The 22,250-nt window shown below is 71.3% G+C and carries 18 protein-coding genes; 10 read left to right on the top strand and 8 right to left on the bottom strand.

Annotated elements, in window-relative coordinates:
* Positions 1–51 precede the first annotated feature (51 nt).
* Positions 52–315 carry a WhiB family transcriptional regulator gene (locus HCC61_RS25155; RefSeq protein ID WP_028436999.1) on the bottom strand — a complete coding sequence of 88 codons (264 nt, stop codon included), beginning with the start codon at positions 313–315 and terminating at the stop codon, positions 52–54.
* A gap of 869 nt (positions 316–1,184) precedes the next feature.
* Between HCC61_RS25155 and HCC61_RS25150 the strand changes: the two genes are divergently transcribed.
* The 3 genes from HCC61_RS25150 to HCC61_RS25140 all read left to right on the top strand — a co-directional run bounded on the left by HCC61_RS25150 (position 1,185) and on the right by HCC61_RS25140 (position 4,294).
* Positions 1,185–1,658: a cysteine dioxygenase family protein gene (locus HCC61_RS25150; protein WP_169139227.1), complete on the top strand. Its 474-nt coding sequence runs from the start codon at positions 1,185–1,187 to the stop codon at positions 1,656–1,658.
* Between the two features lie 108 nt (positions 1,659–1,766).
* On the top strand, positions 1,767–2,798 hold the full coding sequence (locus HCC61_RS25145) for a 2-phospho-L-lactate transferase (RefSeq protein WP_169139106.1): 1,032 nt from the start codon (positions 1,767–1,769) through the stop codon (positions 2,796–2,798).
* Positions 2,795–4,294, top strand: coding sequence for a coenzyme F420-0:L-glutamate ligase (locus HCC61_RS25140; RefSeq protein WP_169139104.1), 1,500 nt, complete (start codon positions 2,795–2,797; stop codon positions 4,292–4,294). The genes HCC61_RS25145 and HCC61_RS25140 overlap by 4 nt, the downstream gene beginning before the upstream one ends.
* Positions 4,295–4,440: 146 nt before the next feature.
* Here HCC61_RS25140 and HCC61_RS25135 read toward each other — a convergent pair whose 3' ends face one another.
* The 3 genes from HCC61_RS25135 to HCC61_RS25125 all read right to left on the bottom strand — a co-directional run bounded on the left by HCC61_RS25135 (position 4,441) and on the right by HCC61_RS25125 (position 8,428).
* Complete coding sequence (locus HCC61_RS25135; RefSeq protein ID WP_240969283.1) at positions 4,441–5,295, bottom strand: DNA-3-methyladenine glycosylase 2 family protein; 855 nt, start codon at positions 5,293–5,295, stop codon at positions 4,441–4,443.
* Between the two features lie 344 nt (positions 5,296–5,639).
* Positions 5,640–6,722, bottom strand: coding sequence for an NDP-sugar synthase (locus HCC61_RS25130; RefSeq protein ID WP_169139100.1), 1,083 nt, complete (start codon positions 6,720–6,722; stop codon positions 5,640–5,642).
* 203 nt (positions 6,723–6,925) lie between these two features.
* Positions 6,926–8,428: a peptidoglycan recognition protein gene (locus HCC61_RS25125; RefSeq protein ID WP_169139098.1), complete on the bottom strand. Its 1,503-nt coding sequence runs from the start codon at positions 8,426–8,428 to the stop codon at positions 6,926–6,928.
* Positions 8,429–8,651: 223 nt separating this feature from the next.
* On the opposite strand from HCC61_RS25125, the gene HCC61_RS25120 reads away from it, so the two are divergent.
* The 4 genes from HCC61_RS25120 (at position 8,652) to HCC61_RS25105 (ending at position 14,684) form a co-directional block, all read left to right on the top strand.
* Positions 8,652–9,407, top strand: coding sequence for a TIGR03089 family protein (locus HCC61_RS25120; protein WP_169139096.1), 756 nt, complete (start codon positions 8,652–8,654; stop codon positions 9,405–9,407).
* A 196-nt stretch (positions 9,408–9,603) separates the two neighbouring features.
* Positions 9,604–11,082 (top strand): LCP family protein, encoded by a 1,479-nt coding sequence (locus tag HCC61_RS25115; RefSeq protein ID WP_346777374.1) that lies wholly within the window; start codon positions 9,604–9,606, stop codon positions 11,080–11,082.
* A 164-nt stretch (positions 11,083–11,246) separates the two neighbouring features.
* Complete coding sequence (locus HCC61_RS25110) at positions 11,247–12,929, top strand: LCP family protein (protein ID WP_169139094.1); 1,683 nt, start codon at positions 11,247–11,249, stop codon at positions 12,927–12,929.
* A 225-nt stretch (positions 12,930–13,154) separates the two neighbouring features.
* Entirely contained in the window at positions 13,155–14,684 is a 1,530-nt protein-coding gene (locus HCC61_RS25105; protein WP_240969264.1) for an LCP family protein, read from the top strand.
* Between the two features lie 166 nt (positions 14,685–14,850).
* Here the strand turns inward: HCC61_RS25105 and HCC61_RS25100 are convergent, their stop codons facing one another.
* The gene (locus HCC61_RS25100) at positions 14,851–15,885 is read right to left on the bottom strand and encodes a glycosyltransferase family 2 protein (protein WP_346777373.1); all 1,035 of its coding nucleotides are present in this window, start codon (positions 15,883–15,885) and stop codon (positions 14,851–14,853) included.
* 113 nt (positions 15,886–15,998) lie between these two features.
* On the opposite strand from HCC61_RS25100, the gene HCC61_RS25095 reads away from it, so the two are divergent.
* The gene (locus HCC61_RS25095) at positions 15,999–17,489 is read left to right on the top strand and encodes an LCP family protein (RefSeq protein ID WP_240969263.1); all 1,491 of its coding nucleotides are present in this window, start codon (positions 15,999–16,001) and stop codon (positions 17,487–17,489) included.
* A 109-nt stretch (positions 17,490–17,598) separates the two neighbouring features.
* Here the strand turns inward: HCC61_RS25095 and HCC61_RS25090 are convergent, their stop codons facing one another.
* Complete coding sequence (locus HCC61_RS25090) at positions 17,599–18,159, bottom strand: acyl-CoA thioesterase (protein ID WP_169139090.1); 561 nt, start codon at positions 18,157–18,159, stop codon at positions 17,599–17,601.
* 148 nt (positions 18,160–18,307) lie between these two features.
* Here HCC61_RS25090 and HCC61_RS25085 point away from each other — a divergent pair, with 148 nt between their 5' ends.
* Complete coding sequence (locus tag HCC61_RS25085) at positions 18,308–19,528, top strand: LCP family protein (RefSeq protein ID WP_169139088.1); 1,221 nt, start codon at positions 18,308–18,310, stop codon at positions 19,526–19,528.
* Positions 19,529–19,611: 83 nt separating this feature from the next.
* Here HCC61_RS25085 and HCC61_RS25080 read toward each other — a convergent pair whose 3' ends face one another.
* Positions 19,612–19,989 (bottom strand): VOC family protein, encoded by a 378-nt coding sequence (locus HCC61_RS25080; protein WP_169139086.1) that lies wholly within the window; start codon positions 19,987–19,989, stop codon positions 19,612–19,614.
* 76 nt (positions 19,990–20,065) lie between these two features.
* Here HCC61_RS25080 and HCC61_RS25075 point away from each other — a divergent pair, with 76 nt between their 5' ends.
* The gene (locus HCC61_RS25075) at positions 20,066–20,626 is read left to right on the top strand and encodes a CGNR zinc finger domain-containing protein (RefSeq protein WP_169139084.1); all 561 of its coding nucleotides are present in this window, start codon (positions 20,066–20,068) and stop codon (positions 20,624–20,626) included.
* A 118-nt stretch (positions 20,627–20,744) separates the two neighbouring features.
* Here the strand turns inward: HCC61_RS25075 and HCC61_RS25070 are convergent, their stop codons facing one another.
* A complete protein-coding gene (locus HCC61_RS25070) occupies positions 20,745–22,097 on the bottom strand; it encodes a UDP-glucose/GDP-mannose dehydrogenase family protein (protein ID WP_169139082.1) in 1,353 nt (450 codons plus the stop codon).
* Between the last annotated feature and the right edge of the window lie 153 nt (positions 22,098–22,250).

Below are 22,250 nucleotides of genomic sequence, written 5' to 3'. Positions count from 1 at the left end.
CGCCGGTACCTGCCGGCCTCTCCGTACGGACAGCGGCCGACCGGGAGTTGATCAGACGGCGGCCTTCTTCAGGCGGCGCCGCTCACGCTCGGACAGTCCGCCCCAGATTCCGAAGCGCTCGTCGTTCGCGAGCGCGTATTCCAGGCACTCGGAGCGGACTTCGCAGGCGAGGCAGACCTTCTTCGCCTCCCGCGTGGAGCCGCCCTTCTCCGGAAAGAACGATTCGGGGTCGGTCTGGGCGCACAACGCGCGTTCCTGCCAGCCGAGCTCCTCGTCAACCTCTTCGACCAGCACTTCCTGGAACAGCTCGGTCATGTGCGCCCCTCGTCCGTCTTTGCGTCCCCGTGATGCCGTCGTTATCGATCGCAACTGAACGACACGTGTGAAATTACAAGTGTGCCGATCCGCGCCAGTCAAGCCGAGATCTGCTATTGGGTCCGTTATTCACTCTGCGGAACCAAGGGAACCTGAAAGTGTTGATATCACCCTGAACCGTGCCATACGGCCTGCGCGGACAGCACCCGGGCCGTCTCGGCCGGGTCCGCACCCGGCCGGTGGGCGCGGGCGCCGCATCCGGCCCGCACAACCGTGATCACGAGTGAGTCACAGATGCACAACGACGTTTCCCTGCGCGGGTGTTGCGCCAGGTGTCCGTGATCCGAGAGGCACAAACCTTTCGCCATGGACGGCAACCGGATGTGATGAAGCATTGACCACAAACGCGACATCCGAGTTGACAGCGCCATCGGTCTCTCGGTCTCCTTGACCGCATGCCAGTGACTCCCGGGCTCTTCACGGCCGCCGCCGAGCGGCCCCTTCGTGCTGCTCGCGTCGCCACGGGTCACTGCCGCTGTCGCTGTCGCTGCTGTTGAGGCACCCCTCCGGCCCGTCGCGGGCCGGCATCCGGCCGGGATCTGCGGCCGGCTCTCCCACCGGCCTCCGAGGCCGAGGCCCGAGGGCGCTCCGTCTCCGGGCCGTTCCGGTTCCTCGTTCCTCCGCCCGGCTTCGCCGCGGGCGGCCATCCAGTGCGAAAGACCATCACCGACGTGAGCAGCAACGACGTGACCAGCAACGACACCATCTACGACCTCCGTGACGGCGGAGTCCCGGACGGCGGCGTAAAGACCGCCGGCCCCGAGAGCGACATCCAGATCGCGGGCGATCCGCTCGCCCTCCCCCACCTCATGCCTCCCGCCCCGGCGCATCCCCGCACCGTCGCGGGCTTCGCGGGACTGGCCCGTACGATCGCCGCCGACCGGTCCGGCTGGGAGCCGCTGGTGGACTACGACCCGGTCAGCCGCTGGTACCACCGGCTGCGCACGGGTCCCGGATACGAGGTGTGGCTGCTCAGCTGGCTGCCCGGGCAGGGCAGCGGACGCCACCATCACGGGCCGTCCTCCGGGGTGTTCACCGTGCTGGAGGGCGAGTTGACCGAGCACTCGCGCGGCGCGGGCCGGACGCTCGGGGGCGGCACACTGCGCACGTTCGCGCCCGGATATGTGCACGAGGTGTTCAACGGCGGTCTGCTCCCTGCCGTCAGTCTGCACATCTACTTCCCGGGGCTGACCGAGATGCCGATGGACGAGCCCCGTACCGCGGTGGGCGCGTGCGCGGCGCACGGGCCGTGGGCCGCGCCGGAGCCGCTCGCGGCCGGATGAGCGGGGGCCTGGCGGCGCAACGGCGCCGGGCGGGCACCGGCCCGTGCGGGACGACCACGAGGTGACCGCCCTGCTGTTCGAAGGCCGTCTGCTGACACACTGGTCGGCATGGAGCGGATCGTGGTTCTGGCCGGGGGCATCGGTGGTGCCCGATTTCTGCGCGGGCTGAAGTCGGCGGTGCCCGACGCGGACGTCACCGTCATCGGCAACACCGGTGACGACATCCATCTCTTCGGGCTGAAGGTCTGCCCCGACCTCGACACCGTGATGTACACGCTCGGCGGCGGCATCCACGAGGAGCAGGGCTGGGGCCGGGCCGGCGAATCCTTCGCGGTGAAGGAGGAGTTGGCGGCGTACGGCGTCGGCCCCGAGTGGTTCGGGCTCGGCGACCGCGACTTCGCGACCCATATCGTCCGTACGCAGATGATGAGCGCCGGATACCCGCTCAGCGCCGTCACCGAGGCTCTGTGCTCGCGCTGGCAGCCCGGGGTGACGCTGCTGCCGATGACGGACGACCGGGTCGAGACGCACGTGCTGATCGACACGGCGGACCTGGAGGGGACGGCAGGCGCCGCGCCGGGTTCCGGCGGCGGCACGGGCTCCGGCAGCGGCTCCGGTGGCGACAGCCGCAAGGCCGTGCACTTCCAGGAGTACTGGGTGCGGCTGCGTGCCTCCGTCGACGCACACGCGGTGGTGCCGGTGGGCGCCGAGAACGCGAAGCCCGCGCCCGGAGTGCTCGACGCCCTCGCGGACGCGGACGTCATCCTCTTCCCGCCCTCCAACCCCGTGGTCAGCGTGGGCACGATCCTCGCCGTGCCGGGGATCAGGGAGGCCATCGCCGACGCCGGGGTGCCGGTCGTCGGGCTGTCGCCGATCGTCGGGGACGCGCCCGTACAGGGCATGGCGGACAAGGTGCTCGCGGCGGTCGGCGTCGAGTCCACGGCGGCCGCGGTCGCACAGCACTACGGCAGCGGGCTGCTGGACGGCTGGCTCGTCGACACGGTCGACGCCGGTTCGACGCAGGCCGTGGAGGACGCCGGAATCCGTTGCCGCGCGGTCCCGTTGATGATGACGAGCACGGAGGCGACGGCCGCGATGGCGCGTGAGGCGCTGGCGCTGGCGGAAGAGGTGGGCGCATGACGGCGGGCGGCGGCAGAGCTCGGCCGGCCCCGGCTGCGGCACCCGCGTACCGGGTGTGGGCCCTGCCGGGAATCCCCGAAGTGCGCCCCGGCGACGACCTGGTGAAGCTCATCGTCGACGCCGTGACGAACGGCCCGGCCGGCGACGTGACCGGTGCCGGGGCTACCCCCGCCGGACTCGCCGACGGCGACGTGCTGATCGTCACATCGAAGATCGTGAGCAAGGCCGAGGGCCGCATCGTGCGTGCGGACGACCGCGAAGCGGCCATCGACGCCGAGACCGTGCGCGTGGTCGCACGCCGCGGGCCCGCCCGGATCGTGGAGAGCCGGCACGGCTTCGTGATGGCGGCGGCGGGCGTGGACGCCTCCAACACCCCCAAGGGGACTGTGCTGTTGCTGCCGGAGGATCCCGACGCGTCGGCAGCGCGGATCCGCGAGGGAGTGCGGGACGCGCTCGGCGCGGACGTCGGCGTCGTCGTCACCGACACCTTCGGACGGCCGTGGCGCGAGGGACAGACCGACGTGGCGATCGGCGCCTCGGGCGTACGCGTGCTGGAGGACCTGCGCGGCGGGCTCGACACCTTCGGCAACCCGCTCGGCGTGACCGTCACCGCCGTAGGGGACGAACTGGCCGCGGCCGGCGAGCTGGTGAAGGGCAAGGCGGACGGTTTTCCCGTCGCGGTCGTACGCGGTCTGCCGCAGCACGTGCCGGGGGCGGCGACCGGACCCCGCGCGCCCGGAGCGGAACCGGAAGCCGCGCCAGAGGCGCAACCCGCGGGAGAAGCACAGGACTCAGGCACGGCTCTCGCCGGAGGCGCGGCCGAGCCGGAGCCCGTGGCGGACACCGCGCGTGCGCTGGTACGGGACGCCGCGCACGACATGTTCCGGCTGGGCACCTCCGAGGCCGTACGGGAGGCGCTCGCCCTGCGCCGTACAGTCCGCGAGTTCACCTCCGAACCGGTCGACGGCGGCGCGGTACGCCGTGCCGTGGACGCCGCGGTGACGGCCCCCGCTCCGCATCACACGACGCCGTGGCGCTTCGTACTGCTGGAGTCGCCCGAAGCGCGGCTGGAGCTGCTCGACGCGATGCGCGAGAAGTGGACCGCGGATCTGCGGGCGGACGGGAAGAGCGAGCAGAGCATCGCCAAGCGGGTGCGGCGCGGCGACGTGCTGCGCGACGCCCCGTACCTGGTGGTGCCGTGTCTCGTCGCGGACGGTTCGCACGACTACCCGGACGAGCGGCGCTCGGCGGCGGAGCGGGAGATGTTCGTCGTCGCGTGCGGCGCGGGCATCCAGAACTTCCTGGTGGCCCTTGCCGGGGAGCAGTTGGGCTCGGCGTGGGTGTCGTCGACGATGTTCTGCCGGGACGTGGTGCGCGAGGTGCTGCGGCTGCCCGGCGACTGGGATCCGATGGGCGCCGTGGCCGTGGGACATGCGGCGGCGCCGCCGCGGCAGCGTCCGCCGCGCCGGGGCGACGACTTCACCGAGGTGCGCTGAGGCGACGACACCGGGGCGAAGGTTCCGAGGGGATGTCACCAGGGCGAAGGCACCGAGGAGTCGGCCCGAGTCGAAGGCGCCCGGCGGCCCCGGCCCGGCCCCGTCTCACAGCCGTGCGATCCCGTCTCACAGCCGTGCGATCCGTCTCACAGCCGTGCGATGTCGCCGATCGGGAACCTCGGCTGACGCCGGGCCGGCGCCCGCCCCGCGAGCATGATCAGCCGGGCCGCGCGGTGCCGCTGTCCCTCGTACGGGGCGAGCAGTTCCAGCATCCCCGCGTCGTCGGTGTCCCGGGCGCCGGTGAGTGAGTAGCCCACGATGCGCGGCAGATGCAGATCGCCGACGGTCAGCGCGTCGGGATCGCCGTTGCTGCGCTGAAGGGTCTCGGCCGCGGTCCACGGGCCGACGCCCGGGATGAGCTGTAGCCGCCGCATCGCCTCCGCCAGCTCCATCGAAGCGGCCTCCTCCAGCCGCGGCGCGCGCTGTGCCGCACGTATCACGGCCGCCGAGCGCTTGCCGTCGACTCCGGCGCGGTGCCACTCCCAGGAGGGGATGCGGCACCAGGCACGCGGTTCCGGCATCACGTACAGGTTCTGGTGCGGGCCCGGCGCGCGCTCCCCGAACCGGCGCACGAGGAGACGCCATGCGCGGTACGCCTCATGGGTCGTCACCTTCTGTTCGAGCACCGACGGGATCAGCGCCTCCATCACGAGCCCGGTGCGCGGCAGCCGCAGCCCCGGGTGGCGCCGGTGCGCCTCCCTCGTCAACGGATGGTGCGGGACGAAGGCTGACGGGTCGTCGTCCGCGCCGAGCAGCGCCGGCAATCGTTCCAGGCACCAGTCGCCGCCGGGTCCCCAGGCCTCGGCCCGTACGGCGCCGCACGCGGCGTCGGCGGTCACACGCAGCGTCGCGGGGCCCGCCGGTGTGCGGGTCCCGCGCCACACCGCGCCGCCTTCGCTGCGGTAGCAGGGGTCGTACGGACCGCGCCCCAGCACGCGCAGATTGCCGCCGAGGTCGTACGAGGCGGGCGCGGTCCAGGTACGGGTGGCGGTACGGGTGGCAGACACGCCCGACAGCGTATGTGCGGTGCGCGGGCGGGGGCCCGGCCGGGGCAGAGCGGGACGGAACGGTGACCGGCGACGGGACGGCGGGCGGTCGCCGTGGGGCGCCAACGCCCGCCGCCGCGCGGGCAGTTCACGGCCGGGCCGCGCGCCGGGCGACTGGGATCCCCGGCCGGATCCCCGGCCGGGGCGTAGATCTCAGCGCGGATCGCGGCGCGGAGCGGGTCACGGATCGGGGTGCGGATCGGTCCCCGGCGGTGTCACCCGTCGGGTCACCTGCCGTGTCACCTGTCGGACGAGAAGCGCACAGCGCCCGCCGGGATGTGCGCGTCGCACCACACGCGGACCCCTTCGCGCAGCTCGTTGTCCTCGCCGACGACGGCGCCGTCGCCCACGACCGCGCCGTCGAGCACGGCACCCGAGCCGATGCGGGCGCCGGTGCCGATCAGCGAGTCACGTACGTCGGCGCCCGCTTCGACGACCGCGCCGTCCAGCACGGTCGATCCATCGACGCGCGCTCCGGCGCCGACCGTCGCCCCCGCGCCCACGACGGTGCCGCCGGTCAGCTTGGCGTCGGGCGCGACGCTCGCGGTCTCCAGCACGAGGTGTTCGCCGCAGCGGCCGGGCAACGCCGGCGAGGGGGCACGGCCGAGCACGAGGTCGGCGGAGCCGCGTACGAACGCCTGCGGCGTGCCCAGGTCCAGCCAGTAGGTGGAGTCGACCATGCCCTGAAGGTGCGCGCCGTCGGAGAGGAGACCGGGGAAGGTCTCGCGCTCCACGGATACGGGGCGCCCGTCCGGGATGGTGTCGATGACGGAGCGGTCGAAGACGTACGCGCCCGCGTTGATCTGGTCGGTGACGATCTCCTCGGGCGTCTGCGGCTTCTCCAGGAAGGCGGTGACGCGCCCGTCCGCGTCGGTGGGCACCAGCCCGTACGCGCGCGGGTCGTCGACGCGGGTGAGGTGGAGGGAGACGTCGGCGCCGGTGCGGGTGTGGGTGGCGACGAGCGCGCCGATGTCGAGGCCGGTGAGGATGTCGCCGTTGAAGATCAGGACCGGCTCGGAGGGCGCGGCGCGCAGCCTCGGCGCGACGTTGCGGATGGCTCCGCCCGTGCCGAGCGGCTCCTCCTCGGTGACGTACTCCAGGTGCAGTCCCAGCTGGGAGCCGTCGCCGAAGTACGGCTCGAAGACCTCCGCGAGATAGGAGGTCGCCATCACCACGTGATCCACACCGGCCGCCCGCGCTCTCGCCAGCTGGTGGGCGAGGAAGGGGACCCCGGCCGCCGGCACCATCGGCTTCGGTGTGTGCACGGTCAGCGGGCGCAGCCGGGTGCCCTTGCCCCCGACCAGGAGGATCGCTTCTGTCACCGGTGTTCTTCGCTTCCTGACTGGTGGAGGAGGCGGCCTGAGCCGGGGTGGTCGGCGGCCAGTTTATGCAGGACGCGGCAGGGGCGGGGCCGCGCAGGCGCACGGGCCGGTACGGCGGGCGGCCGGGCCCGTGCGGGCGCTCCGTCCGCGCCCCGGCCGCTCCCGTACCAGTTCCCGTACCAGCTCTCGTATCAACTCCCGTATCAGCGCCTGCCCTGAAGCCGCGCCGCCTCGGTGCGGACGGCGGGGAGTTCGCGGTAGAGGCTTTCGCCGGGGCACTCCGTCGTGAAGCCGTCCCGGTGTCCCGAGACGGCGTTGAACGCCACCTTCTTGCCCTTCTCGTACTTGCTGCCGCCGCCCGAGGTCAGGGTCACCCTGGCCGACGCGTCGACTCCGTGCACGCCGAGCTTCCACGCCGTCAGCTTGGACAGCGCCTCCTTGGCGGCCTTCGACGGCGCGGTCTTCGAGTACGTGCCGAGCACGGCGATCCCGGTGGTGTCCGCGTTGAAGCCGAGGGTGTGGGCGCCCATCACGGGTTTGGCCATCCCGCCCGCGCGGCCCTCGTAGATCTTTCCGCACTTGTCGACGAGGAAGTTGTAGCCGATGTCGCGCCAGTGGCTGCTCTGGACGTGGTAGCGGTAGACGGCCCGGATGATCCCCGGCACGTCGGCGCAGCTGTAGTCGTTCGTCTCGGCCGAGTGGTGCACGAACGCCGCCTTCACGGTCTTGCTGTAGCTGAACTCCCGCTCGCGCAGCGTCTCGTCCGCGCCCCAGCCCTTGCGGGTGACGATCGCCGGGCGCGGGCCGATCCGGGTGTCCTTTGCGCGGTCCGTTTCCGAGGGGGTGGCGTCGGCGGCCTCGTCCCCGTACGTACTGCGCGTATCGGCCCTGCTGAGCTCGGGGAGGACTCCGCCGGGGCGCTTCGCGGGATCGTCGTCGCTTGGCCCGTCCCCGGCCCGCGAGCCGGAACCCGACCGCGACCCGGAACCGGCCCCCGCGGACCCCGACTCCGAGGACCCGGATCCCGCGGACTTCCCCGGGTCGACGAGTTCGAGGCGGGCGCCCTCGGGCAGCCGGGTCTCCGCCGCCTTCCGGTCGGAGGAGCCCCCGCCGGCCTTCGTCCCGCGCGCGGGGTCCGGCACGATCCGTACGCGCACCGCCGTGGAGTCGCCGGTCCACAGGGGCGCGGTGGCGCCGACTGCCTTCTTGCCCGAGCGGTCGTGCTCCGCGGGTTCCTGGGTGCCGTCGCCGTGGGTGTCGAGCGTCCGCCACGCGGACCACTTCGCGGTGCCGGACCCGCGCGTCTGCACCTGGAGACGTCCCGGCGGTACGGCGGAGGAGTCGTCCCAGACGACGCCCACCAGTGAGAAGGGCTTCACCTTGCGGGACGTCACGCGCCTTCCGCCCGACGGGTCGTCCTCCCAGGCGGAGAGCAGCTTGTCGCCGGCGCGGGTGCCGTCGCCGGAGCGCAGCGGGAGCGACCGGGTGCTGCCCGGGATCTTCGGGCCGCCGCTGTCCGCGGCGGAGATCCGGCTTCCGCGCTCCGCGCCGCCGGGACCGCGCAGGGCGGCGGGAGGTGCGGCGTCCTCGCCGGACGACGAGCGCTTGCCGTGCAGCATGGATTCGGCGGACTCGGTGGGCGCGAGCGGCAACAGCAGAGCTCCTGCACACGCGGCACCGATCGAGGTGACTAGTAGTGCTCGCATGACGCGATCGTGCACATAGGCTCACTTGTCTGTCTATTCGGGCAAATTGGAGCGAAGCTGATGCTCCATCCGATGCCCCTGTCACGCTCCGTCAGCGGTCACGGGTCTGCCGGACGGGCCGTGACGGACGCTCCCGAACGGGCCGTGACGGGCAGGGGCCGCGCTTCGTACGACCGCACCCTCGGGTGCCGCCCGGCCCACGCGCCCGCGTAGGGTTGCCCGCGTGAGCACTTCACCGCGCACTCCCGCCGGCCTGCTGAGTTCCGCCCTCGACCAGGACCCCGGGCGCCCGCTGGTGACCTTCTACGACGACGCCACCGGCGAGCGCGTCGAGCTCTCCGTCGCCACCTTCGCCAACTGGACGGCGAAGACGGCGAATCTGCTCCAGGACGAGCTGGCCACCGAGCCGGGCGACCGGCTCGCCCTGCTGCTGCCCGCCCACTGGCAGACGGCCGTCTGGCTGCTGGCCTGCTCCTCCGCCGGCGTCGTCGCCGACATGGCGGGCGACCCGGCCGGCGCCTCGCTCGTCGTCGCCGGACCGGACACCCTCGAAGCGGCCCGCGCGTGCGGCGGCGAGCGCGTCGCCCTGAGCCTCCTTCCGCTCGGTGCGCGCTTCCGTGAGCAGCCCGAGGGGTTCATGGACTACGCGGCCGAAGTGCCGGGCCAGGGCGACCGGTTCATGCCGTACGCACCGGTCGGACCCGGCGACGAATTCCTCCGGCCGCCCGGCGGCGAGACCCTCACGGGCGGCGAGGCCGTCGAGCGCGCGCTCGCGGACGCGGAGTCGCTCGGCCTGAAGGCGGGTTCGCGGGTGCTCTCGCTGCGCCCGTACGACAGCTGGGACGGACTCAGCGCCGGGCTGCTGGCCCCGTTGGCGGTCGGCGGATCGGTCGTGCTGTGCCGTAATCCCGAGCGGCTCGACAGCGCCGGCCTGGGCAAACGCGCCGAGGACGAGCGCGTCACCCACACCATCGACTGAGCGGCGCTCCCGACCCGCTTCTCCTCCCGGCCCGGCTCAGGACGGTCGGCGATGATCGACGTCAATCAGTTGTGATCAGCAGCGATCAGCGCTGCGTACAACCTTGTACGGGTATCGGGCGTCTGCTCAGTGACCGGCGCCCACACGCCTGTACGCGTCCCCATGCGCCGCCGAGACCACGAGGGATGACGCAGACGTGACCGACTCCGGGACCGACGAGGACAGACCGGCAGGGACACGGCACGGCCGGGCACGGACATCCGCACCGGCCACACTGGCCGCCCCGGCCGATCCACGCGCCCACCACCGCACAGCCGCCACGGAACCTCCGCGCCCACGCACCTCCGCCTCCGCCTCCGCCTCCCCTTCCGCCCTCGGCCGTCGGCCGCCGGAGCTCCCGGCACCTACGCCACCCCCGCCCCCGCCCCGGCGCCGCAGACGCTGGCTGCGACTGCTCGCGCTCACCGCCTCGCTGCTGGTGCTCGCCGCGGCCGGCATCGGCTGGACCCTCTACAACAGGCTCGACGGCAACATCCGTACGGACGACGCCACCGCCCGCGACCTCAAGGACTACGAGAACGAGCGCCCGCACCGCGCCACCGGCGAAGCCGAGAACATCCTCCTGCTCGGCTCCGACAGCCGCCGCGGCGGCAACAGCGCCTACGGACACGACGAGGGCGGCCAGCGCTCCGACACCGCGATCCTCCTGCACATCGCCGCCGACCGCCGCAGCGCGACCGGCGTCTCGATCCCCCGCGATCTGATGGTCGGCATCCCCGCGTGCACGGACCCGGACGGAGGCCGCGGCGAGCCCCGCTTCGGGCAGTTCAACAGCGCGTTCCAGAGCGGCGGCGCGGCCTGCACCATCCGTACCGTCGAGACGCTCACGGGCCTGCGCGTCGACCACCACCTCGTCGTCGACTTCACCGGCTTCAAGTCGCTGGTCGACACGGTGGGCGGCGTCGAGGTCTGCCTTCCGGGCGCGGTCCACGACCGGGACGCCAAGCTCGAACTGCCCGCGGGGCGGCAGACCCTGGGCGGCGAGGACGCCCTCGGCTATGTGCGGGCGCGGCACGGGCTCGGCAACGGCAGCGACACCGACCGGATGAGCCGCCAGCAGGAGTTCCTCGGCTCGCTCGTGAAGAAAGTACGGAGCAACGGTGTGCTGCTCAATCCGGCGAAGCTTTATCCCGTGCTGCATTCCGCGACGTCCGCACTCACCGCCGACGCGGGGCTCGATTCCCTCGGCGAGCTGTACGAACTCGCGCGCGGCGTACGGAACATCCCCGAGGACCGCGTGCGATTCCTCACCGTTCCGAGGCAGTCGTACAGGCTGGACCGCAATCGCGACGAACTGACCCAGCCGGAAGCCGGCCGGCTCTTCGCGCAATTGCGGGCGGACCGCCCCGTGAGGATCGGCGGACGGCCCGGCGAGAACGCCGGGGCGGACGGCCGCGACGGGGACGGCGGCACCACGGCGGAGAGCGGCGGAAGTACCCCGCGCGCCTCCGGAAGCCCTGATCACAAGGACAGGAACCAAGCCGGGGCCGGTGCCGTCAGACCCTCGGTGCCAGCGGGCGGGGAAAGCCCGGCACCCGACGGCGGCGAACGGCCGGGGGACCCGGCGCCGGTGTATCGCGGAACGACCGCGGCGCGCGATGTCTGCCGTACATGACATCTCCACCGCCGACCACATTGGGATTGGGGCGAATTGACCACTTTCGAGCTTGTGGAATTTGCCACCGGCGTCGCTCGGCGCCGAACCTGCCGGATAGTGTGGCCGCTCCGGTCCGCCCCGACAGGGCGACGCCAGCCGGCATATGGAGGACTTACGCAATCGTGAACGCGCAAGGCCGTGGGCATGCGGGAGACGTCGATCCCGCGGATCAGTGGGTGTTCGACCCGAACACCGGCAGCTACAAGCTGCGGCTGAATGCTGGCGCCGGCGATTCCCGGAATCCGTCGGCCCGCAACCGTCCCGACGCGTCGCGCCAGCGGAGATCCTCCTCCGCCCAGCAGAGCGAACCCAGGCTTCCCTCGCAGCGCCGCCGCGGCGGCCGCGGCCAGCCGCCGCCTCCGCCCGCCGGCCACGGCCGCCGCAAGCGCAGGCCGGGCCCGTCGAGGAAGCAGAAGGTACTGCGCTGGAGCGCGGGGACGCTGGGGCTGATACTGGTCGCCGGCGGCACGGCGGGCTACTTCCTGTACGACCACTTCAACGGGAACATCAGCAAGGTCGACGTCGGCAAGAGCAACGCAGCCGTGACCGACGGCCCGGTGAACATACTCGTGCTCGGCACCGACTCCCGTAAGGGCAAGGGCAACTCCGGCTACGGCGACAACGCGAGCGTCGGCCACGCCGACACCACGTTCCTCTTCCATGTCTCGAAGGACCGCAGCAACGCCACTGCGCTGTCCATTCCGCGCGACATGATCACTGACATTCCGAACTGCCCCACGAAGCAGAAGGACGGCTCGACGCAGACCGTCCCAGGGCAGCAGCACGTACGGTTCAACACCAGCCTCGGCCAGTCCGGCCGCGACCCGGGCTGCACCTGGCGGACGGTCGAGAAGATGACCGGCGTCAAGATCAACCACTTCATGATGGCCGACTTCAACGCCGTCAAGTCGCTCTCCACCGCGGTCGGCGGCGTGCAGGTGTGCACGGCGAAGCCCATCAAGGACCCCAAGTCCCACCTCGACCTCAACGCGGGCAAGCACGTCGTCAAGGGCGAGCAGGCCCTGGCCTTCGTACGCACCCGGCACTCGGTCGGATTCGGAAGCGACCTGGACCGCATCAAGCTCCAGCAGCAGTTCCTCAGCTCGATGATCCGCAAGATGAAGTCCGGGGGCACGCTCAGCAGCCCGTCGAAGCTGTTCGACCTGGCCAACGCCATGACCAAGGCGCTGACCGTCGACACCGGCATCGGCACCGTGGGGAAGCTGACCGACCTCGCGAAGGACCTTCAGCGGGTGAACATCAAGAACATCACCTTCGCCACAGTCCCGGTCGTGGACAACCCTGAAGACCCGGCGACCGTCGTAATGAATGAAGCGAAGGCGAACCCTCTCTTCAAGATGGTGCAGGCGGACAAGTCGCTTTCCCAGACGAAGAAGGGCTCCAAGGGGAAGGAGCCGGCCAAGGCGAAGAAGGCACCCGCGTCCCAGGTGCGCGTCGACGTACGCAACGGCGGCGGACCCGTGGGCGCGGCCCAGGAAACGGTGGACTGGCTTCAGAACCAGCAGGGCGTCCGGCTGTCGACCAATGCCGGCAACGCTCAGGCCCAGCTGTCCAAGACCAGGCTGGAGTTCTCCTCCAGCCAGGCCGGGCAGGCGGCCACGCTCGCCGAGATGATGGGCCTGCCGAAGTCTGCGATGAAGCAGAGCGAAAGCGTCGGCAAGGCCATGGAACTCACCCTGGGCAAGGACTTCACCAAGGCGGGAGAGCCGGTCTCCGCACCCGAGAAGGCGCCTGACGGTGTCCAGAACGTCAAGGCGAACGACAAGAAGGTCTGCGCGAAGTGACGTAAGCGCCCTTCGGCGCCGCCGACCAGGCGCACGAAGGGCCCGACCGCTCACACCGCGTGGGGACGGAGACGGGGAGGTCCCGTGCGGCAGCGGAACGGCACCGGAGGTGCCCGGGGGATGCAGGGCGGAGCGCCTGTGCGCGACCGCGGGTGGGACTCGCAGTACGAGGCAGGCCGCGTACCGCGACAGCGACAGCGGTACTCACAGAACGGCGGCGGCGGTATGGGTACGGACGACTTCGGCGGAGGCGGGGGCGAGGGCGGCGGCCCTCCCCGCAAGAAGAGACGCGTCCTGCGCTGGTTCACCGTCTGCCTGTCGCTGCTCATACTCGCCACCGCCGGCGCGGGCTACTTCTACATAGAGCACCTCAACGGCAACCTCAGCAAGGACATCCTCAACCTCGGCGACAGCAAGCTCGACAAGAGCAATCCGAACGCCGCCGGCCAGACCCCGATGAACATCCTGCTGCTGGGATCGGACTCCCGGCAGTCCAAGTCGAACGTCGAACTCGGCGGCGCGAAGGGCGACAGCGGCCGTCCTCCGCTCGCAGACGTGCAGATGCTGCTCCACGTCTCGGCCGACCGCAGCAACATGTCGGTGATCTCCGTACCCCGTGACACCAAGGCCACGATCCCCAAGTGCACGGATCCCGACGACAAGAAGGTCTACGACGAGACGACCGACAAGATCAACACGAGCCTCCAGCACGGCGGTCCGGGCTGCACGGTCGCCACCTGGGAGGAGCTGACCGGCATCCCCGTCGACCACTTCATGATGATCGACTTCTCCGGTGTGGTCTCGATGGCGGACGCTGTCGGCGGAGTCCCGGTCTGCGTGAACAACAACGTCTACGACCCGCAGTCCAAGCTCCGGCTGAAGAAGGGCAACTCCGTCGTACGCGGCGAGCAGGCCCTCCACTGGCTGCGCACGCGCCACGGCTTCGGCGACGGCAGCGACATCGGCAGGGCCCGCGCCCAGCACCTGTACATGAACTCGATGGTCCGCCAGCTGAAGGCCGGCACGAAGCTCACCGACCCCGGCAAGATGCGCGGCCTGGCCGAGGCGGCCACCAAAGCGCTCACCGTGGACGAGGGCCTCGGCAGCGTGAAGAAGCTCTACGACCTCGGCAACGACCTGAAGCGGGTGCCGACAAAGCGCATCACCATGGTCACGATGCCCTGGCAGTACGCGCCGGGCGGCTATGTCGTACCGAAGAACGGCGACGCCGACCACACCTTCTCGCTCATCCGCAACGACGTCGCCCTGGACGGCAAGGACAAGAAGAAGGCGCACGCCAAGAAGCCGGAGCCGACCGAGCCGACCCAGCCGAGGTCGGAGATCCCCGTACGGGTGATGAACGGCACAGGAAGCGCGCTACAGCCGCCGGTGAGCGGGCGGGCCGGCGTCGTCTCCGAGCAGCTCGGACGCAAGGGCTTCGCACAGACCACCGCCGACCAGACCCCCAAGTCGCAGGCGGACACGACGATCAGCTACCAGCGCCGGGACCAGCGCGGCAACGCACTGGCCGTAGCGAGGGCGATCGGACTGCCCGAGAACGCCGTCAAGCACTCCAGCGGGGTGCAGGGGGTGACGCTGGTGGTCGGCGGCGACTGGCGCGAGGGCACCTCCTACCCGAAGGGCGCGGGCCGCTCCGGCGGCGAGCAGGAGAACAAGGCGCCCGACAGCGCCGACGCCCTGCGCGGCGACGACGACAAGGCGTGCATGGAGGTCAATCCTTCGTACGTGTGGTGACCCCGGCGACCTCGCGGACGGCACCGGGCACCGGGTCACGGGGGGGCGTACGAGGCATCGGCACCGCGAGCATGAGAGCCGCGACATGAGAGCCGCGACATGAGAGAGGGGCAGCCGCCGAAGCGGCTGCCCCTTCCATGTGTCCGCCGTGCCGTCGATGCGCGGATCAGTTCGTCGCGGGGACCGGCGCCCTGCGGGACGCGATCACCTTGCGCGCCAGCTTCCGCGGGCTCGTCAGGAAGCCCCAGCCCCACGACATGTGCATCGTCGCCAGAGCCACGGGTATCCACGCCCGGCTCTTCACCGGCAGCCCCTTCCCCGCGGGCAGCGACCCGAGGACGACGGCCGCCAGATAGCCGCCCGGCACGACGAACCCCAGGGGGAACCCGGCCAGGCCGAGCGCCGTCCCCAGCGCGATCGCGCACAGGGCGGTCGGCGGCGCGAGATAGCGGAGGTTGATCGACCCGGCGTGGTAGCGCGCCACGACATGACGCCAACGCCCGTAGTTGCGGTACTGCTTGGCCAGCGCGCCGACGCTCGGCCGCGGACGGTATTCGACCTTCAGCTCGGGCGAGAACCAGACCAGTCCGCCCGCCCCGCGGATGCGGAAGTTCAGCTCCCAGTCCTGGGCGCGGATGAACTCCTCGTTGTAGCCGCCCTGTTGCTCCAGCACATCGCGCCGGAACACCCCGAGATAGACGGTCTCGGCCTCCCCCGCCGTACCGCCCGTGTGGAAGGCGGCGTTGCCGACGCCGATCTTCGACGTCATCGCGGCCGCGACGGCCCGCTCCCAGTCCTTCTCGCCCTCGGCGTGCATGATGCCGCCGACGTTGGCGGCACCGGTCTCGGACAACAGCCGTACCGCCGTGGCGATGTACCCGGGCGAGAGCATGCCGTGCCCGTCCACGCGCACCACCACGGGATGCCGGGAGGCCTTGATGGCGGCGTTCAGCGCCGCGGGCGTGCGTCCGCTCGGATTGGGGACCGTGTGCACGCGGGGATCCTCGGCGACCAGCTCCGCCGCGATCTCGTCCGTACGGTCCCCGGAGGGTCCGAGTGCGATGACGACCTCCAGCTCACCGTCGTATTCCTGCTGGAGGATGTGCTTCACGGAGCTGCGCAGATGCCGTTCCTCGTTGAGCACCGGCATGATCACCGAGACCGGGGGCAGCTCCGCGCCCGGGGAAGTCCAATCAGTCACGTGTTCACGTTACCGCGGCGCCGGAAGGCCCCCGCACGCCAGCCGGGTGCCGTCGGGATCGCACGACGGCGTGTGTTCAAGTAGCGCAGATCGTATCGCCCTACGGTATGGCAATGCGCGCGGAAGCACACAAAAACGGCCGGAAGGCCCGTTGGGGACTGCGCCTGACGACTGCTCTCTCCGTGCTGGTTCTGGGGGCGAGCGGCGTCGGCCACGTCATGGTGAACGGACTCAACGCCGATGTGAACAGGGTCGATCCGTTCCAGGGGCTCACCGACCGGCCACGGGACACCGGCGGCGTCAACTTCCTTGTCGTGGGCACCGACCGGCGCGACAAGCTCTCGCACGAGGACCGGCAGAGATACCGGCTCGGCGGCTCGGCGTGCGACTGCACGGACACGCTGATGCTCGTGCACCTCTCCGCCGACCACGACCGCGCCAGCATCGTCAGCCTCCCCCGCGACTCGTACACGAAGCTCCCCGCGCACACCGACCCCAGCGGCAGACGGCACCCCGCCGAGGCCGCGAAGCTCAACTCGGCCTATGCGCACGGCGGTGCGCATCTGACCGTGCGCACCGTCGAGGCGATGAGCGGCATCCACATCGACCACTACCTGGAGGTCGACTTCACCAGCTTCATGCGCACCGTCGACGTGCTGGGCGGCGTGCCCGTCTGCACCGAGCAGGCGCTCCACGACAACTACTCCGGGCTGAATCTGCCCGCTGGCACCAGCACGCTCGACGGCGGCCGCGCGCTCCAGTACGTACGGGCAAGGCACCTCGGCGACGGCTCCGATCTGAGCAGGATGGAGCGGCAACAGCACTTCCTCGCCGCCGTCATCGAGAAGGCCACCGACAGCGGCGTGCTGATGAACCCGGTGAAGCTGAGGAAGGTCGCCTCCACGGTCCTCGACTCCGTACGCGCCGACTCCGGGCTCGGCAGCGACCAGATGCTCGAACTGGGGCGCGCGCTGCGGCGCTTCGACTCCGACTCCTCGGAGTTCGTCTCCGTGCCCGTCGCGGACGCCGACCACCGGGTGCGGAAGCTGGGCTCCACGGTCAAGTGGGACGAGCGCAAGGCCCGGCGGCTCTTCGCGAAGCTGCGCGACGACAAGCCGCTCACGGAGCCGGAGCACCACGACACCGAGCGCGCCGGGGGCTCCGGCGGCGGCAAGACGGCACGCGACCCCGCTCCCGCGACCGTGGACGTCCCGCCCGGCGCCGTCCAGGTTCAGGTGGACAACGGCACCCGGCGCGAGGGCCTGGCGCGCGACGTCGAGCGGCGGCTGCGGGGCACGGGCTTCGCCACGACCGGCTCCCCGGGTGCGGCGGACCACGACGACGCCTCCCGTACGACGATCGCCTACGACCCCCGCTGGTCCCGCTCGGCACAGGCGCTCGCCAAGGCCCTGCCGGGCGCCCGGCTGGTGAAGGAGCCGGACAGGGGTCCGGTGATGAGGGTCACGGTAGGACGGGAGAGCCACAGCGTGCGGAAGGTGCGCGTCAGTTCGCCGTCGACCGGGGCACCGTCCTCCGGGCGGCCGGGCAGCGGCAAGCCCGACAGCGGCGCCGTCAAGGGCGGCGAGCAGGCCTCCTGCGCTTGACGGGCGGCACCGCACCCGCTCCGGTCACTCCGATCGCTCCGAGCGCTCCGGGGCTCTGCCGTTCCGGCCGCTGCCACCGCCGGCCGCTCGCCACCCCCCGGCTCCGCCGTCAGGCGCCGTTCTCCGGTGCGGACTGCTCGCGCCGCCTGAGGGCCCGCAGCTCCTTGATGGCCCGGCGGCTGGCCAGCCGGTGCGTGCGGCGGATCTGCGCCTCCTGGTTGCGCCGCTTGTCCGGTTCCGTCTGCGGCAGTACGGGCGGTACGGGGCGGGGCCTGCCGTCGGCGTCGACGGCGGCGAAGACCAGGTAGGCGGAGCCGACGTGGGTCGCCGGGACGGCCTCGTTCCAGCGTTCCGCCAGTACCCGCACGCCGATCTCCATCGAGGAGCGGCCCGTCCAGTTCACCTGCGCCTTGACGTGGACGAGGTCGCCGACGCGCACCGGCTCCAGGAAGACCATCTCGTCCATGGACGCCGTCACCGCGGGCCCGCCGGAGTGCCGTCCGGCGACCGCGCCCGCCGCGTCGTCCACGAGTTTCATGATCACGCCGCCGTGCACGGTGCCGAGCAGGTTCGTCTCGTTGCCCGACATGATGTGCGAGAGCGTCGTGCGGGAGGCGGCGGTGGGCTTGCCCTTGACGTCCGCGTCCGCCGCGGGAACCTGGTCGGCCATGACCCCACCCTAGGGCGTGAACCCGCTGTGACCGGGCGGTGGCCGTACAGCGGGCGAACAGTGGCTTTGCATCAGAACAGCTACAGCATCTGTCCGATCTCGCCCCCGGGCTGTGTTCCTCAGGGCCGGTCAAGGCAGACTGCCCTCCATGAATGACTGGCCCGGTGGATGGAACGACTCACACGACAGGTACGGCAGCCCGCGAGCCCACAGAGGCGTGCCGCCGCAGTCGAGGGGCGGCTATGAACCGGGCTACGGCGGTCAGCCCGGCTACTACGACGGCCCGTCGGCGGACTACGACTCGGGTTACAACACCGGGCAGGTCTACGGCGGCAGTGGCGACCGCGGCTACGACGACTACGGCCCGTACGACGACGTGCCCCGCAGGCGGCGCGGCCCGCGCTTCAAGACGGTGGTGATATCCCTCGTCGTCATCGTGCTGGCCTGGGGGATCGGCACGTACTTCTGGGCGGACTCCAAGCTGCGACGCGAGGTCGACCTCAGCATCGTCGAGAAGCGCCCGGAGGCCGGCCAGGGCACCAACTACCTGATCGTCGGATCCGACAGCCGCGAGGGCATGACCGCGCAGCAGAAGAAGGACCTGCACACGGGCTCGGCCGAGGGCAAGCGGACCGACTCGATGATGATCCTGCACGTCGGCAGCGGCGGCCCGACGCTGGTCTCGCTGCCGCGTGACTCGTGGGTCACGATCCCGCCGTTCACCGGCTCCGAGTCCGGCAAGCACTTCGACCGCACCCAGCAGACCAAGCTCAACGCCGCCTACGCGCAGGACGGCGCCACGCTCCTGGTCCGTACGGTCGAGCACAACACCGGGCTGAAGATCGACCACTACGCGGAGATCGGCTTCGGCGGCTTCGCCCAGATCGTGGACTCGGTCGGCGGCGTCGAGATGAACATCCCGCAGGACATCAAGGACAAGAACTCCGGCGCGGACTTCAAGAAGGGCAAGCAGACGCTCGACGGCAAGCAGGCCCTCTCCTTCGTGCGCAACCGTCACGCGGGGACCGGGGACAGCGACCTGGGCCGTACGAAGAACCAGCAGAAGTTCCTCGCGGCGCTGGCCAACCAGACGGCGACGCCCTCGACGGTCCTCAACCCGTTCCGGCTCTACCCGACCATGGGCGCCGGTCTGGACACGCTCGTCGTGGACAAGGACATGAGCCTGTGGAGCCTGGGTTCGATGTTCTTCGCGATGAAGGACGTCAACAGCGGCCAGGGCAAGCGGATGAACATGCCGATCTCCGGGCCCGCGCCCGCCGGGTCCCTCCAGTGGGACAAGGCGAAGGTCCAGCAGCTCACGCAGCAGCTGAAGAACGACGAGCAGGTCACCGTCACCTCCACCCGCTGAGACGGCGGCGGCACGGGCCTCTGCACCCGTGCCGCGGAGGCGGCCACAGGCGCCGTCAGTCGCGCGGTCAGCCGCGCGCGGCGTCAGTCACAGGCGCACAGACAGAACGGGTGCCCGGCAGGGTCCAGATAGACGCGGAAGCCGCGCTTGCCTCCGTCGTCGCCCTGGACCAGCCGGGCACCCAGTTCGAGCACCTCTTTCTCCGCCGCGTCCAGGCGCTCCTTCGGCACGTCCAGATCCACGTGCAGCTGCTGGGCGTGCTCCAGGCTGGGCCACTGCGGCGGAACGAATCCGGGCGACTCCTGGAACGAGAGCCGCTGCCCGCCGGGCCCGGTGACGTCCACCCAGTCCTTCCTGCCGCCCGGCTCGACGGTCCAGTCGAGGACCTGTGCGTAGAACTCGGCCAGGCGGTGGGTGTCGGGACAGTCGAGTACGACGGTGTTCATGGTGGCGATGGCCATTGTTACCCCTTGAATGCTCTAACCGGTAACGCTGTCGGTTACCAGATGATGGCCCTTCATCGGTAACCTGACAAGGGTGACGGACCGATCTCCCCCGGAAGCACTCATACTGGTACGGGAGTTCACGAACACCCTCGACGTGGAGACGGGCGAGGACGAACTCGCCGCGCCGGGCGGCCTCGCCCGCTTCGCACGGCGTCACGGCATCGAAGGGCTCGGCGGGAGGCGTACGGCGGCCCGGCGGTCGGCGCTGCTCGGCGAAGTGCACGAGCTGCGCGAGGCGCTGCGAGCGGCGTGCCTCGCGCACACGGGCACGGACATGGACCCCGGAGCGTCGCGGACGCTCGCGCGCCTGCTCGGTGAGGCGCCGCTCGTCGTGGCCGTGGACGGCGCGGGCCGGGCAGCGCTGCACCCCGCGGAGGGCCTCACCGGGGTGCCGCTGCTGACCGCCCGTATCGCCGCGGACATCGCCACGGCGGAGGCGGACGGAGCATGGCAGCGCCTCAAGGCGTGCGAGGCGCACGACTGCCTGTGGGTGTTCTACGACCGCAGCCCGGCGGGGCGGGGGCGCTGGTGCTCGATGGCGGTGTGCGGGAGCCGGGCGAAGATGCGCACGTACAGGGCGAAGCAGCGCTGAGCCGCAGCGCGCGGGGCGGTGGTCGGGCGGGGCCGGGCGGCGGTCAAGGGGCCGCCGTCACGCCGCGCGCCGATCCTCCGCCTCCTCCGCCGCGCTACGGCGCGGGCGCGCTGCCGGGTCAGGCCGTGGGCCGGCCCAGCGCGCGGAACGTCCAGTCCTCCTTGCGCCAGAGCGCCGGGTCCAGGGTGTTGCGGCCGTCCAGCACGCGCCGTACCGCCACGACCTCGCCCAGCGCCGCCGGGTCCAGCTGCTGGAACTCGCGCCACTCCGTCAGATGCAGTACGGCGTCCGCGCCCCGCACCGCCTCCAGCGCGCTCGGCGCGTACCGCAGCGTCGGGAAGACCGCGCGGGCGTTGTCCATGCCCTTGGGGTCGTAGACCGTCACCTGTGCGCCCTGGAGGTGGAGCTGGCCCGCGACGTTCAGCGCCGGCGAGTCCCGTACGTCGTCGGAGTCCGGCTTGAAGGTGGCGCCGAGCACGCCGATGCGGGTGCCCAGCAGGGTGCCGCCGACCGCCTCGCGGGCAAGCTCGACCATCTGGGCACGCCGCCGCATGTTGATGGAGTCGACCTCGCGCAGGAACGTGAGCGCCTCGGAGGCGCCCAACTCACCGGCGCGGGCCATGAAGGCGCGGATGTCCTTGGGCAGGCAGCCGCCGCCGAAGCCGATTCCGGCGCGCAGGAACTTCTTGCCGATGCGGTCGTCGTAGCCGATGGCCTCGGCGAGCTTGGCCACGTCGCCGTCGGCGGCCTCGCAGACCTCGGCCATGGCGTTGATGAAGGAGATCTTCGTGGCGAGGAAGGAGTTGGCGGAGGTCTTCACCAGCTCCGCCGTCGGGAAGTCGGTGACGACGAAGGGCGAACCCTCGGCGAGAGGTGCCGCGTAGACCTCGCGCAGCAGCTTCTCGGCGTGCTCGCTGCGTACGCCGACGACGATGCGGTCCGGGTGCAGGGTGTCCTTGACGGCGAAGCCCTCGCGCAGGAACTCCGGGTTCCAGGCGAGCTCCGCGTCCCGGCCGGCGGGGGCCAGCTCGGCCAGCCGCTCCGCGAGGCCCGCGGCGCTGCCGACCGGCACCGTGGACTTGCCGACCACCAGGGCGGGACGGACGAGATGGGGCGCCAGCGAGTCGAAGGCCGCTTCGACGTAGCTCATGTCGCACGCGTACTCGCCGTGCCTCTGCGGGGTGTTGACGCAGATGAAGTGGACGTCGCCGAACTCCGCCACCTCCTCGTAGGACGTGGTGAAGCGGAGCCGCCCGCTGGAGTCCGGGAACCCGGCCACGTGCCTGCGCAGCAGCTCCTCGAGACCCGGCTCGTACATCGGGGTCTCGCCGCGCTCCAGCGTCGCGATCTTCTCGGGCGAGATGTCCAGCCCCAGCACCTCGAAGCCGAGCTCGGCCATGGCGGCGGCGTGCGTGGCGCCGAGGTAGCCGGTGCCGATCACTGTGATCTTGAGCGGAGCCCTGTCGGTCATGGTTGGCTTGCTCCTGTAGGACGACTCGGACGACGTTCCGCACGCTCCGGGGAACGCTGCCCGCGCAGCATATCGGGGGCCGCCTGTCGCGAAACTCACGTATCCCGGGCCGTGCAGCGGGCCCTAGAATCGTCGTTACTTAACGGTAATTAG

It is taken from the genome of Streptomyces sp. HNM0575 (assembly GCF_012726265.1).
In the GTDB taxonomy this organism is placed as follows: Bacteria; Actinomycetota; Actinomycetes; order Streptomycetales; family Streptomycetaceae; genus Streptomyces.
Note: the sequence above shows the minus strand (reverse complement) of the source record. Positions and strands in the feature narration are given on the sequence as shown.

What these genes read in the sequence shown, in the direction of transcription:
- HCC61_RS25070 (WP_169139082.1), bottom strand. Translation starts at nt 22,097, where the DNA reads ATGACCGACAGGGCTCCGCTCAAGATCACAGTGATCGGCACCGGCTAC.
- HCC61_RS25085 (WP_169139088.1), top strand. Translation starts at nt 18,308, where the DNA reads ATGAATGACTGGCCCGGTGGATGGAACGACTCACACGACAGGTACGGC.
- HCC61_RS25125 (WP_169139098.1), bottom strand. Translation starts at nt 8,428, where the DNA reads ATGCGAGCACTACTAGTCACCTCGATCGGTGCCGCGTGTGCAGGAGCT.
- HCC61_RS25105 (WP_240969264.1), top strand. Translation starts at nt 13,155, where the DNA reads ATGGGTACGGACGACTTCGGCGGAGGCGGGGGCGAGGGCGGCGGCCCT.
- HCC61_RS25140 (WP_169139104.1), top strand. Translation starts at nt 2,795, where the DNA reads ATGACGGCGGGCGGCGGCAGAGCTCGGCCGGCCCCGGCTGCGGCACCC.
- HCC61_RS25090 (WP_169139090.1), bottom strand. Translation starts at nt 18,159, where the DNA reads ATGGCCGACCAGGTTCCCGCGGCGGACGCGGACGTCAAGGGCAAGCCC.
- HCC61_RS25150 (WP_169139227.1), top strand. Translation starts at nt 1,185, where the DNA reads ATGCCTCCCGCCCCGGCGCATCCCCGCACCGTCGCGGGCTTCGCGGGA.
- HCC61_RS25145 (WP_169139106.1), top strand. Translation starts at nt 1,767, where the DNA reads ATGGAGCGGATCGTGGTTCTGGCCGGGGGCATCGGTGGTGCCCGATTT.
- HCC61_RS25155 (WP_028436999.1), bottom strand. Translation starts at nt 315, where the DNA reads ATGACCGAGCTGTTCCAGGAAGTGCTGGTCGAAGAGGTTGACGAGGAG.
- HCC61_RS25080 (WP_169139086.1), bottom strand. Translation starts at nt 19,989, where the DNA reads ATGGCCATCGCCACCATGAACACCGTCGTACTCGACTGTCCCGACACC.
- HCC61_RS25095 (WP_240969263.1), top strand. Translation starts at nt 15,999, where the DNA reads ATGCGCGCGGAAGCACACAAAAACGGCCGGAAGGCCCGTTGGGGACTG.